Below are 12,469 nucleotides of genomic sequence, written 5' to 3' on the forward strand. Positions count from 1 at the left end.
AGCCTGTGAAATTTACAGGGAAATGTTCATGGCCTCACTGCTTCTGATTGACGATCATCCACTGGTTGAAGTGGCGCTGGACGCGGCACTCTCGCAATCGCCTGTCCCCATTCAGCTTATTTCGGCCAGCAGCGAGCACGCCGCTCGCCCTTATTTCCAGCTTCCTCCGGATATCATTGTGCTGGATATCGGCCTGCCCGATGGCGACGGACTGGAGATTCTGCGCCGCCTGAAAGTGCACTTACCCGATTGTCCTGTACTGATCTATTCTGCCCAGCAAAGCAGCCACTATATCCGGCGTGCGCAGGCGCTGGGGGCGGCGGGTTATGTGGTGAAAAGCCAGCGGATGGCGCATTTACTCAGTGCCATTCTTGCCGTACTGGGCGGCCAGTCAGCCTTTCCTGAAGGCCACAGCAGCGAACCCGAATTACCGTTAACCAGTAAAGAGCGCCAGGTGCTGGCGTTGCTGGCCAGCGGCCTGTCCAACCTGCAAATTGCCGAACAGTTGCATATCAGTAATAAAACCGTCAGTACGCATAAAAAGAATATTCTGGAAAAAACCGGCGCGCGTTCTGTTGTCGAGCTGGCCGATCTGTGGAAAGCACAGCAGTGATACGCTGGTTACTTCTCCTGCTCCTGCTGGCGCCGCTGGCCCAGGCCGACGTGCGTCCGGTCAGCAGTATCAATCTGCCTATGATGATGCCGGTAAAAGGTGCAGAGCTGATGCAGGGCAAAGTGGTGCGTGTGGGCCTGCTGGATGAGAATACGGCGCCCTGGGCCATGCATGTGGGCAACGATCTGTACGGGATTGACGCCGATTATCTGGCGGCGCTGCACCAGTTAACCGGGGCGCAGTTCTCCCTTCACCTCTATGCCACCCAGCCGGCTCTGCTGAGCGCCCTGCAGGCGGGGCAGATTGATTTTGCGTTAGGCATGCTGGCCCCGCCCTTTCCTGCGGGCGCCGTTGCCAGCGACAGCTGGTTTAGCAGCCCGTTACGTATTTACCGTAATCAGCAGAACCAGCGTGCCGTCATGTTTAACAGTGATAATGCACAACTGGCGATCAGCGAGCAAACCCTGGCACAGCTTCCGCCTGCACTGGCTGCCCGCCATCACTGGCGCACCTACGGCAGCGATCTTCAGGCGCTCTACACGCTGCTCAATCAGCAAAACGACTATGTGGTCGCCGATGAAACCAGCGCGGGATTTTTGCTGAGTCAGCTACAGCAGGGACAAATTTACCAAATCGCGTCGGGGATTGATGCCGGGCAACTGACTCTGCGCGCGGTTTCCCGCGATCCCGCGCTGATTGCGTGGCTGAATCAGAGCCTGCGCCAGTTACCCGCAGAGTTGATGAGCACGTTACAGGCGCGCTGGAGCAGCAGCCTGCCGCGGTATCAGGACACACAAACGCTGATGCTGAGCGCCAGCGAGCGGCAATGGATAGCAGCCCATCCCCAGGTTACCTACGCCGCTGAAGCCGATAACTATCCCTGGAGCTATCGCGACAGCAACGGCACGCCCCGCGGTTACGGTATCGATCTGCTCAATGCGGTCGCACAGAGCACCGGTTTACGTTTTACGCCGCACTGGGTCAGTAATCCGCAACAGGCGGCCACGCTGCTGGCACAGCATCAGGTGATGTTACAGCTGATGCAACCGCTCAACGGTGAAACTCAAAGCACCAGCCTGCCCGTCTGGCGGGCACTCTGGGGTATTTACAGCCGCCAGCCCGCAGCCGGCTCTCACTGGAGCGATCTGGCAGGCAAACGTATTGGTATCCTGCAGGATGATCTGGCCCAGCGCCTCGTCCCTGACACCATCCCGGTTCAACGCTTTGCGGATCGCAACAGCCTGTACGACGCGCTGGCTACCGGTCAGATTGACGCGCTGGTCGATAACGTCCTGTCTGCGCGCTGGCGCATTGCCAGCCGTAACGATCCTCTCATTCATCTGGCTTTCGCGGCCAGCGATATCGCCTGGCCTGTGGCCATCGGAGTGGCACCTGATGAGCCTGTTCTGCGTGGGCTGCTGGATCGCGCGTTACAGCAGATTCCCGTCGATACGCAAAACCAGATGCGCGATCGCTGGTCAATGCCGCCCCAGCCCGGCAGCGTGGGCGCGATGCGCGTGCTGCCCGTCGCGGTGTTGGCGGCGGCAGGCGTTGCTATTGTCGTGTTACTGCTGTTACTGGCCCGGCGTTACTGGCAGCAACGGCGGGATCGCCAACAGCGCGAACAGGCGGAACACGCGAATGCCATGAAGAGCCAGTTTTTAGCGACGGTCAGCCATGAGCTGCGAACGCCGATGCAGGCGATCCTGGGGCTACTGGAGCTGGAAAAACAGCAAAGCAGCCGTGAAAACCTGCAGCTTCTGTACCAGAGCGCGCAGTCCCTGATGACGTTGCTGAATGATTTGCAGGATCACGCGCGCATTGAAAACAACAGTTTCACCCTGTCGCCCCGCCCGCTGGCACTGGCACCCTGGCTGGCGCAGCAGCGCCATTTCTATCATCCGCTGATGCGGCCGGATGGCCCGCATTTACAGGTAGAGGCCCTGACGCCGCTGCCTGACGCAGTGATGCTGGATGCGGACCGCCTGCAGCAGATCGTCAACAACTTAGTGACCAATGCCTTTAAATTCACCCGGCACGGCCTGATCCGCCTGACGCTGTCGGCTACAGACAAATTGCAGTTAACCGTCAGCGACAACGGCAGCGGGATTCCCCCTGAAGAACAGCCCAGACTGTTCGATCCCTGGTACCAGGCCCCGTCGGGCAAAGCGTTTTCCGTTCAGGGCAGTGGACTGGGGCTGTTTATTTGTCGGGAAATGGTGCAGCGCATGGGCGGTGAGATTCACCTGCATTCTCAGCCCGGCAAAGGCACCGAGGTCACACTTATCCTGCCGCTGATTCCCTGCGATAGCGTCCCTGAGGGCGATCCGGCCACGCTGCCAGGTTTTCCGCAACTGCGCGTGGCCGTAGTGGATGATCATCCGACAAACCTGATCGTGATGCAGCAGCAGCTGGCGCGCTTTGCGATTCAGGCGGACTGTTTTGAGCAGGGCCGAGACCTGTTGCTGGCCGATGCCCGGCGCCCTTACGACCTGCTGTTTATCGATCAGATGATGCCGCGCCCGGACGGTATGCTCCTGCTGCGCGTGTTGCGTCGTCGCCAGCGTCAGCGAGGCGGAAGACCGTTGCGGGTGCTGTGCTCTGCTGATGCGCAGTTACTGAATGTACAGACTGAGCCGCATGAACGTGTGCTGATTAAACCGGTACAGCTACAGGATATCAGCGACCTGCTGACCGCCTTCCATGACGATCCGCTGGCCGCGCTGGATAACAACCTGTGGACACTGGCGCAGCAAAACGAGAACTATCTTAGCCGACTGGGCAAAACCTTACGTGATACCGTGGAGAAAGACATGGCACAACTGCGCGCGGCCATTGCCAGCGGTGACGAAAGACAGTTAGCCGAGTCCGCGCATCGCCTGAAAGGAAGCTGGCTGCTGATTGGCATTGATGAGGGCGTAGCGCTTTGTCAGAAGTTGACCGATCGCGCCAGACAGCATCACAACATCTCAGCAGAGTGGCAATTGCTGATATCATTGACCGAAAGATTACTACATAAACTGGACACGTATGGCACACACCCACTCTCATAGCGGTCAGGACACTAACCGTACGCGGCTGATGGCCGCGTTTGCCGTGACGGCACTCTTTATGGTGGCAGAAGTGATTGGCGGCTGGCTGTCGGGCTCGCTGGCGCTGCTGGCCGATGCCGGTCACATGCTGACCGATACCGCCGCCCTGTTAATGGCCTTACTGGCGGTTCAGTTTGCCAAACGCAAACCCAATGAACGTCATACCTTTGGCCTGCTACGTCTGACCACGCTGGCCGCGTTTGTAAACGCCCTCGCCTTAATCGGCATCACCATTTTGATTGTCTGGGAAGCGGTGGAACGGTTTACCCATCCGCAACCTGTCACAGGCGGCCTGATGCTCGGCATTGCGATTGCCGGCTTGCTGGCGAATATTCTGTCTTTCTGGTTGCTGCATCACGGCAGTGAAGAAAAGAACCTGAATGTGCGGGCGGCTGCGCTGCACGTCATGGGGGATTTGCTTGGTTCGGTGGGCGCGATTGTCGCCGCGGTGATTATTCTGTTTACCAACTGGACGCCCATTGACCCCATCTTATCCATCGTCGTGTCGATGCTGGTGCTGCGTAGCGCCTGGTCGCTGCTGCGGGAAAGTTTACATGAGTTGCTGGAAGGCGCGCCTGCGTCGCTGGATGTGAAGAAACTGCGGCGCGATCTGAAGCGGAACATTCCCGAGGTGCGCGATGTCCATCATGTACATGTCTGGCAGGTGGGCGAGCAACCGATCTTAACGCTGCACGTCCAGGTCATTCCACCGCGCGATCATGATGGCCTGCTGCGCCGCATCCACACGTACCTGCATGACCATTATCAGATTGAGCATGCTACGGTACAGATGGAGTTTCAGCCCTGCGTGGGCCCTGACTGTGAGCTGAACGGACAGGTCATTGAAGAGGGCCATCATCATGGCGGGCATTCGGATCATGCTGCTGAAACGTCCCATCAGCACAGTGATCATTCACCTCACCACAGTGACCACGTTCATCATCACAGCCATCATCACTGAGCCGAGAGCGCACGCGAACCCTGTTTGCGTGCGCTGATGATCCACATGCGTGAGCCGTTCAGCGCAATTAACGTCAGAATGGCGTACTCCAGCGACATCGCATACACCCCCTGACGGGCAAACACCATCACACTGATCACGTTGATGGCCACCCACAAAAGCCAGTTTTCAACATACTTCCGCGTCATCAGCACCATTGCCACAATCGACAGCACCATCAGGCAGGCATCCCAGAAAGGGAAGGCGTCCGGCTGCAACGTCGGCATCGCCACCGTAAAACCCAGTGCATTCATCAGGGCCACCGCGGTACGGGTGAGAAAGGCAAACACCGGATCGATGTAGATCGTCATCAGCCCCACCGCTATAACGCAAACCGCCGCCCAGCCAATGGCCTTGGGCAGCGGGAGCCAGCGAATCGTTAACGCCGCCTGGTTATCAATGGTTTGTCGGCTCCAGGCGTACCAGCCATAAACGTTGGCCACAAAAAAGAACAGCTGTAACAGCAGGCTGGCATAGAGCTGAATCTGAAAAAATATCACCGCAAACAGCGTCACGTTTATCAGGCCGAACGCGTAGTTAGCGATTTTCTCCAGGCTGGCCAGCCAGATACATAACAGGCCCGCCAGGGTGCCAACGGCTTCAATCCAGGACAGATCGTACCCGGTCGCGCCCAACGGGATGTGAACTAAAATGTTTTGCGTGCTAAAAAAATCCATATCAGGCACCTGTCAACGACGCGGATTACGCGTTTCCTTTCACGTTATGTTTGAGGTCTGCTGCAAAGGATAGCATACGGTTTAGCGGCACCAGCGCGGCCTCGCGCAGCGCCGCGTCTACGTGGATCTCATGAGCCCGCCCACCCGACGTCAGCGCCTCGGCAATGGCCTGCAGTCCGTTCATCGCCATCCAGGGACAGTGCGCACAGCTTCGGCAGGTTGCGCCCTCACCGGCGGTAGGCGCTTCCAGCAATATTTTGTCAGGAACCGCCTGCTGCATCTTGTAAAAGATGCCGCGATCGGTGGCAACGATCATCTGCGGATGTGGCAAGGTTTTTGCCGCCTGAATTAGCTGGCTGGTTGAACCTACCGCATCGGCCAGATCCACAATCGCCTGCGGCGACTCGGGATGAACCAGCACTGCCGCATCCGGATACAGCGCTTTCATCCGCTGCAGCGCCTGAGTTTTGAATTCGTCGTGGACGATGCAGGCGCCCTGCCAGCATAACACGTCGGCCCCGCTTTTTTGCGTAACATAGCGCCCGAGATGCCGATCCGGTGCCCAGATGATTTTTTCCCCCAGGCTGTCCAGATGTTCAATCAGTTCGACGGCAATGCTGGAGGTGACAACCCAGTCGGCGCGCGCTTTTACCGCCGCAGAAGTATTGGCGTATACCACTACCGTCCGGTCAGGATGCGCATCACAGAAGGCCGTAAACGCCTCAATCGGGCAGCCCAGATCCAGCGAGCATTCGGCCTCCAGCGTCGGCATCAACACGGTTTTCTCCGGGCTGAGAATTTTGGCGGTTTCGCCCATAAAGCGCACGCCGGCCACCAGCAGCGTAGTGGCGGGATGCTGGCTGCCAAAACGCGCCATTTCGAGCGAGTCAGAGACGCAACCGCCGGTTTCTTCGGCTAAGGCCTGGATGTCCGGATCCGTGTAATAGTGCGCCACCATCACGGCGTTACGGGCTTTCAGCAGGGCTTTAATTTTTTCCCGGTAAAGCGTTTTTTGCTCGTCACTCAGCCGGGCGGGTTTAGGAGGAAAAGGATACACCGCATGTTCAGGATCAAAGATTGCGCTCATGACACCGCTCTCGTTCTGTAAAATTAACGAAAATAGCCGTTTCTGGCTTAACAGGACGTAAATACCGCCATCGTGTTTTATATGCTAAACACGATAGCGAAAAAGCAGCAGCCTGTCGCGTTTTATTTGGTCATGACGATGCAGAAAGCCCCACCAGACCGGGCTGAGGGGCTTCCAGTTGAAGCAAAAAGGCTTTGACCGTCAGGCCACCGGCAAATCCCGTCAGTTTTCCATTGGCCCCAATGACCCGATGACACGGTGCCACAATGGACAACGGATTTTTGCCGTTAGCAGCACCGACGGCACGTACCGCTGCCGGATGCCCAATCTGCTCGGCGATCTGGCGGTAACTGCGGGTTTCGCCAAACGGAATAGAAAGTAGCGCCTGCCAGACTTTTTTCTGAAATGCTGTGCCGTCCATATCCAGCGGTAAGTCAAAAACGCGGCGAGTGCCGGCAAAGTACTCACGTAACTGCGTTTCGGTTTCGCGTAAAACAGGATGATTATCGTCGCGCTCACGCGGCGACAACCGGGGATGTCTGCGCACTTCGTCCTGCCATAAAATGGCCGCCAGACCGCGATCGCTGGCGATCAGGGTCAGTTCGCCCACCGGCGTTATCACAGGTTTGCAGTAATACATGCTGTTCCCTCCATCACATTGCTGTCTGGCATTATCGCATTTTCGCCACGCGAAACTGGCTGTTTTCGGTCATTACAATAAACTGTTGTGCTGTCCGAAAACAGCCAGTCAATATCCAATGCCCGCGCTACGCTGTCGCTCTTTGCCGGAGAAAAACCATGTTTGATTCAGATACCGCTTACCAGGCACTGACCTCGCGTGATACGCGCTTCGATGGCGTGTTTTTTGTCGGCGTGACCTCAACCGGCATTTACTGTCGCCCGATTTGCCCGGTGAAAGCGCCAATGCAGAAAAACTGTCTGTTCTTCAACAGCGCTGAGGCGGCAGAGAAAGCGCATTTTCGCCCTTGTCTGCGCTGTCGTCCGGAGCTGGCACCCGGCAACGCCCCCGTGGACAACGCCCACCGCGTGGCCGACCGACTGGTGCAGCGCATTGAAGAGGGCTTGCTGGAAGCCCACAGCGGCCTGGATGCGATTGCTGCAGAGTTTGGCATCAGCGCCCGTCAGCTGCGGCGCATTGTGCAGCAGGAGCTGGGCGTCACGCCACTGGAGCTTAAACAGACACGTCGTATGTTGCTGGCTAAGCAGCTTCTGACCGAAACCACGCTGCCGGTAACCGAGATCGCTTACGCCAGTGGATTTGGCAGCTTACGGCGCTTCAATGACGTGTTTCAGGCGCGCTATCGCATGACGCCGGGCGCACTGCGCAAAAGCGGCAACCTGTCGCCGCAACCTGCAACGGACACAATGCGGTTACGCCTCAGCTATCGTCCGCCTTACGACTGGCAGGCGATGCTGGACTTTTTACGCCTGCGGTTAATGAACGACATTGAAGCCGTTGATGGTGAAACCTACCGCCGGACGGTGGCGCTGGGCGAATACCGGGGTTGGGTCAGCATTTCGCATCTTCCGGCAAAGCAGGCGCTCCAGGTGGAATTCACCCGCTCTCTCACGCCTGTGCTGCCTGCCCTGCTGCGTCGGCTGCGTGACCTGTTTGACCTGAATGCTCAGCCACAGCGCATTGCCGAACACCTGCAACAGGATCCCCTGCTGGCGCAAAGTATTCAGGATTACCCCGGCCTGCGTGTCCCCGGAGCATTTGACAGTGTCGAAATGGGCGTACGCGCCATCCTGGGCCAGCAGGTCACCGTTAAAGCCGCCACGACGCTCAGCAGCCGCTTTGCTCAGGCATTTGGTGAACCCTGCACCACGCCGTTCCCTGATCTGTCGCGCTATTCTGCGCAACCCCAGCGCATTGCCCAGGCTACGGTCGATGAGATTGCCCGCCTGGGCATTGTCAGTGCGCGCGCCAGAGCAATTCTGGCCTTTGCGACCGCCTGTAACGAGGGCAGCCTGCGTTTCAATGCGACGCTTTCGCCTGACGACATCATGGCGCGCCTGGTGGCCTTACCGGGCATTGGCCCCTGGACCGCCCACTACATTGCCATGCGGGCGCTGCGCTGGCCGGACGCCTTCCCGAAAGAGGATATCGCCGTGCGCAATAATCTGGGGGGATTAACACCCAAAGCGGCAGACGCGCGCTCACAGGTATGGCGTCCCTGGCGCAGCTACGCCGTGATGCATATCTGGAAAAGCCTGTCACCGGCCAGTGCGAAGTAAGCAGCCCGTTGTCCTGAAAAGAAATATCACGCCTCGCCTCTAAACTCCTGGCCTGCTCAACCGATAACCAATTTGGCTTAACATCGTTGACATGGGCAGGAGGCAGAGGTCATGGGGTTGCGGTTAGAAAATACAAAAATTTCGCACAAACTCAGTTTAGGATTTGGACTCGTTTTGCTGTTGGTGGTGGGATCGGGCGCGGTAAGCATCGCGCGTTTTAAAACTATCCATGACGTTTATGAACAGAGCAACCTGATTTACGACATTAATATTGACGTGTTTCAGGCTAAGGTTAACCGGCTGAAACTGCTGTATGGCGATGAGAAAGCGGGGAAAGTGATGGCGGATTATATCGCCCATGCCGCTCAGCTGACACATGATGCCCAACAGTACCGATGGCTGCCCGAGGAGGAAACACAGCTCCAGGATATCGCCAGCCAGCTCAGCCACTTTCAGGCCAGCATCAGCGCAATGACCCAGGCCATGCAGTCTCTGGCAGAAACGGGTAAGCAGCTCGATCAGCGCAACATGCAGAGCCAGTCAACGCTGTACGAAGCGTTGATTAAAACCCAGATGACCGATGCCAGTGCACTGTTTCAGCAACTGCTTGCAATCAGCCAGTTGCGCGATCAGCTTCAGTTACTCCGTTATGATCCCGCTCATGCCAGCGCGATTCAGTCTCAGCTCACCCCGCAGGTCAACGCCATCCAGACCGCCCTCACCACCCTGCTACCGCAATTACCTCCCGATGCTCAGACGCAGCTCAACGCGCTGTGGAATGCAACCCTTGAGGTTAAGCAACTCAGTGAACGTTACGCGGCAGGCTTTCTGGCCCTCAGTCAGGCGGAGAACGCGGTGAAGGTCGATGGCGATAAGAGCAGTGCTATCCTCAAAACGCTTCTGCAGCAGATGAAGGTAGAAAACAGCGACCTGACCAGGAGTTCTGTTAACCTGACGCTGTTGACGGTTGGCCTTGCTGTGCTGCTGGGCATGTTGATTGCCTGGCTGATTGGCCGACAGATTACTCATCCCGTCAGAAAGAATTTATGGCTGGCGGAGCGCATTGCTAAGGGCGATTTAAGCGCCGATATCAAACCGGCGGGCCGTGATGAGCTGGGCAAACTGGCTGGCGCGATGGGCGCGATGAATCAGCGTCTGCGGACAATGATTCTGGAGGTCCGCGACAGCGTGCTCACGCTGTCGCAGGCGGCGAGCAGTATTAACAGCGACAACCACACGCTCTCGTCACGCACAGAACAGCAGTCCGCCGCCGTGGTGCAGACGGCTGCCAGCATGGAACAGTTAACCGTTACGGTGAAGCACAACGCAGATAACGCGCGCCACGCCAGCCAGATTGCTGCTGAAGCGTCTAAAACGGCGGAGCAAGGCGGTGCCGCCGTCACGGAAGTCGTGCAAACCATGGGCGATATTTCTGCCAGCTCGAAGAAAATCGCCGAGATCACGGCCGTTATCGACAGTATTGCTTTCCAGACCAATATCCTGGCTCTGAATGCCGCCGTGGAAGCGGCACGCGCTGGCGAGCATGGCCGGGGGTTTGCGGTCGTCGCCAGCGAAGTACGTAACCTTTCGCAGCGCAGTGCGCAGGCGGCGAAGGATATCGATCAGCTGATCAGCGCATCGGTCAGTCAAATCGCGGAAGGCAATAACCGCGTTGCGCGCGCGGGCGAGAGAATGGGACAGGTGGTTCAGGCGATTTCCCGTGTGAATGACATCGTGGGTGAGATCTCTTCCGCCTCGGATGAGCAAAGCCGTGGCATTGAGCAGATTGCGCGTGCGGTCTCAGAACTGGACAGCACCACCCAGCAAAACGCCTCGCTGGTCTCTGCCTCTGCCCTTTCAGCCACCGCACTGGAAGATCAGGCGCGCCGACTTGAAACGCTGGTCAAACAGTTTAGCCTGGAACCCGGTCAGACAGCCGCACGCTAATCCGGCTGACGTATTACGCCCTATAAGCGCCTGTCGGGCGCTTTTTTTATGGCAGATGATTAGATCCCGTTCAACGGCACGCTGCCGGACAGGAACAGTGCGGACGCAGGTTGTTGGGCCCTGACGGGAGTACGACAGATTTTGCGGGCCCGTAGGCCTCGCCCTGCGGGTGGTGCTGACGCATCAGCCTGAATCGCACCGCGATTCAGTCGAACCTGCTGCAGGTTCTCATCATGCACGTTTGGCTGTAATGCCCCATAAACGAAAAGCGCGCCCGTGGGCGCGCTTTTCTGTATTGGTGGGTCGTGCAGGATGGCCTTCGGCCCCGTGGGCCTCGCCCTGCGGGTGATGCTGACGCATCAGCCTGAATCGCACCGCGATTCAGTCGAACCTGCTGCAGGTTCTCATCATGCACGCTTGACTGTACTGCTCCATAAACGAAAAGCGCGCCCGTTGGGCGCGCTTTTCTGTATTGGTGGGTCGTGCAGGATTCGAACCTGCGACCAATTGATTAAAAGTCAACTGCTCTACCAACTGAGCTAACGACCCGCTCGGGGCTTACAACCGCTCAAACACATGTCTGCATGCTGCCTGAGAATAAGATGGTGGGTCGTGCAGGATTCGAACCTGCGACCAATTGATTAAAAGTCAACTGCTCTACCAACTGAGCTAACGACCCATCTTAATGGTTGTGAAGCAATACTGAAGGTTCTCTTGGGGAACAGCGTCCTGCGGGAGATGGTGGGTCGTGCAGGATTCGAACCTGCGACCAATTGATTAAAAGTCAACTGCTCTACCAACTGAGCTAACGACCCATCTTCAGGCTTGCCAGACACATTTGCAATGTGTCCCGGCAACGGCGGCATATATTACTGATTTACCGAGGTAGCGCAACCCTTATTTTCTGTTAAGGGGTTCAATTGCCTACCTTTCATGCGGCAAGACCAGAAATCCATCGATATCCGGTCAAACCTGCACAAATTACATACCAGACAAGCGTTTTTGTGCCTGCTTAGCTGATTCGGTGTTCGGGTAAAGTTTGATCACCTGCTGATAAACGGCTTTGGCTTTTGCCGTGTCGTTTTTCTCTTGCATGATCACGCCAACCTTAAACAACGCTTCAGCCGCCTTGGGGGATTTTGGATACTGCTTCACCACCGTGGCGTAATAATACGCTGCGTCGTCTTTTTTACCTTTGTTATAAAACAGCTGCCCCAGCCAGTAATTGGCATTCGGCTGATACGTCGAGTCCGGGTAACGCTTCACCCACGCCTGCAGCGCAGTGATGGCCTGATCGTACTGTTTTTTCTCCAGAATGAGCGCAACAGCAGCATTGTAATCGCTGTTAGCATCGCCACTCTGAACAGGCGCACTGCTGCCGGCCGCGGCCGCACCTGCATCGTTGCCCGCTGTCGCAGCGCCCGCAGCCGCATTGTCACCGGCACCCGCGGCAGACTGACTGGCATTGCTGCTGTTATTGCTGCTCAGACTGTCGATCTGTTGATAGATCTGCTTCTGGCGCTCAATAACCTGATTCAGCTGATAGGTATTTTGCTGGATTTCCCCACGCAATGAGTCGATATCCCGCTGGTTATCACTCATCTGCTGCTGCAGTTGCTGCATCAGCTGTGCCTGGGCATTGGAGATTCTTTCGAGACTGGTGACACGGTCTTCGACCGAGCCGGAGCCAACGCTACTGATTGACGCTTGGGCATGAGCGGCCCAGGGGGCCGCTACGCCAATCAGTAACGACAGACTCAACAGGTGATGTCTGAAGTTACTAACCATGTGATT

The 12,469-nt window shown here is 57.1% G+C and carries 9 protein-coding genes, 3 tRNA genes and 1 other RNA gene; 5 read left to right on the plus strand and 8 right to left on the minus strand.

Annotation, left to right across the window (positions count from 1 at the left end; genetic code table 11):
- The first annotated feature begins 28 nt into the window (after window positions 1–28).
- From C7433_RS05660 to zitB, 3 genes are read left to right on the plus strand one after another with little or no spacing between them, the layout of a single operon-like run.
- Window positions 29–613, plus strand: a complete 585-nt coding sequence (locus C7433_RS05660) for a response regulator transcription factor (protein ID WP_110267767.1) — start codon at window positions 29–31, stop codon at window positions 611–613.
- Complete coding sequence (locus tag C7433_RS05665; RefSeq protein WP_110267768.1) at window positions 595–3,666, plus strand: transporter substrate-binding domain-containing protein; 3,072 nt, start codon at window positions 595–597, stop codon at window positions 3,664–3,666. Before C7433_RS05660 ends, C7433_RS05665 begins: the two co-directional genes overlap by 19 nt.
- On the plus strand, window positions 3,644–4,666 hold the full coding sequence (gene zitB / locus C7433_RS05670; RefSeq protein ID WP_033737748.1) for a CDF family zinc transporter ZitB: 1,023 nt from the start codon (window positions 3,644–3,646) through the stop codon (window positions 4,664–4,666). The genes C7433_RS05665 and zitB overlap by 23 nt, the downstream gene beginning before the upstream one ends.
- Here zitB and pnuC read toward each other — a convergent pair.
- From pnuC to C7433_RS05685, 3 genes are all read right to left on the minus strand, one after another.
- On the minus strand, window positions 4,660–5,382 hold the full coding sequence (gene pnuC / locus C7433_RS05675; protein ID WP_110267769.1) for a nicotinamide riboside transporter PnuC: 723 nt from the start codon (window positions 5,380–5,382) through the stop codon (window positions 4,660–4,662). The genes zitB and pnuC overlap by 7 nt on opposite strands.
- A 25-nt stretch (window positions 5,383–5,407) precedes the next feature.
- Complete coding sequence (gene nadA / locus C7433_RS05680; RefSeq protein WP_006118473.1) at window positions 5,408–6,469, minus strand: quinolinate synthase NadA; 1,062 nt, start codon at window positions 6,467–6,469, stop codon at window positions 5,408–5,410.
- 130 nt (window positions 6,470–6,599) lie between these two features.
- Window positions 6,600–7,109, minus strand: coding sequence for a methylated-DNA--[protein]-cysteine S-methyltransferase (locus C7433_RS05685; RefSeq protein WP_058701088.1), 510 nt, complete (start codon window positions 7,107–7,109; stop codon window positions 6,600–6,602).
- A gap of 158 nt (window positions 7,110–7,267) precedes the next feature.
- On the opposite strand from C7433_RS05685, the gene C7433_RS05690 reads away from it, so the two are divergent.
- Window positions 7,268–8,728 carry an AlkA N-terminal domain-containing protein gene (locus tag C7433_RS05690; RefSeq protein ID WP_110267770.1) on the plus strand — a complete coding sequence of 487 codons (1,461 nt, stop codon included), beginning with the start codon at window positions 7,268–7,270 and terminating at the stop codon, window positions 8,726–8,728.
- Window positions 8,729–8,839: 111 nt separating this feature from the next.
- Window positions 8,840–10,675 (plus strand): methyl-accepting chemotaxis protein, encoded by a 1,836-nt coding sequence (locus C7433_RS05695; RefSeq protein WP_110267771.1) that lies wholly within the window; start codon window positions 8,840–8,842, stop codon window positions 10,673–10,675.
- Window positions 10,676–10,971: 296 nt separating this feature from the next.
- Here the strand turns inward: C7433_RS05695 and C7433_RS05700 are convergent.
- The 5 genes from C7433_RS05700 to cpoB form a co-directional block, all read right to left on the minus strand.
- Window positions 10,972–11,104, minus strand: a non-coding RNA gene (locus tag C7433_RS05700) — RtT sRNA.
- Window positions 11,105–11,148: 44 nt separating this feature from the next.
- A tRNA-Lys gene (locus tag C7433_RS05705) sits at window positions 11,149–11,224 on the minus strand.
- A 54-nt stretch (window positions 11,225–11,278) separates the two neighbouring features.
- Window positions 11,279–11,354, minus strand: a tRNA-Lys gene (locus C7433_RS05710).
- A gap of 60 nt (window positions 11,355–11,414) precedes the next feature.
- Window positions 11,415–11,490: transfer RNA gene (locus C7433_RS05715), tRNA-Lys, on the minus strand.
- Window positions 11,491–11,656: 166 nt separating this feature from the next.
- Window positions 11,657–12,463 carry a cell division protein CpoB gene (cpoB, locus tag C7433_RS05720; RefSeq protein WP_110267772.1) on the minus strand — a complete coding sequence of 269 codons (807 nt, stop codon included), beginning with the start codon at window positions 12,461–12,463 and terminating at the stop codon, window positions 11,657–11,659.
- Window positions 12,464–12,469 lie beyond the last annotated feature (6 nt).

The sequence above is a fragment of the Pantoea sp. PNA 03-3 genome (assembly GCF_003201175.1).
GTDB lineage: Bacteria > Pseudomonadota > Gammaproteobacteria > Enterobacterales > Enterobacteriaceae > Pantoea > Pantoea stewartii.

Bases quoted from the DNA above. Each gene is read 5' to 3' on its own strand.
- C7433_RS05660 (WP_110267767.1), top strand. From the start codon at position 29: ATGGCCTCACTGCTTCTGATTGACGATCATCCACTGGTTGAAGTGGCG.
- zitB (WP_033737748.1), top strand. From the start codon at position 3,644: ATGGCACACACCCACTCTCATAGCGGTCAGGACACTAACCGTACGCGG.
- pnuC (WP_110267769.1), bottom strand. From the start codon at position 5,382: ATGGATTTTTTTAGCACGCAAAACATTTTAGTTCACATCCCGTTGGGC.
- nadA (WP_006118473.1), bottom strand. From the start codon at position 6,469: ATGAGCGCAATCTTTGATCCTGAACATGCGGTGTATCCTTTTCCTCCT.
- C7433_RS05685 (WP_058701088.1), bottom strand. From the start codon at position 7,109: ATGTATTACTGCAAACCTGTGATAACGCCGGTGGGCGAACTGACCCTG.
- C7433_RS05690 (WP_110267770.1), top strand. From the start codon at position 7,268: ATGTTTGATTCAGATACCGCTTACCAGGCACTGACCTCGCGTGATACG.
- C7433_RS05695 (WP_110267771.1), top strand. From the start codon at position 8,840: ATGGGGTTGCGGTTAGAAAATACAAAAATTTCGCACAAACTCAGTTTA.
- cpoB (WP_110267772.1), bottom strand. From the start codon at position 12,463: ATGGTTAGTAACTTCAGACATCACCTGTTGAGTCTGTCGTTACTGATT.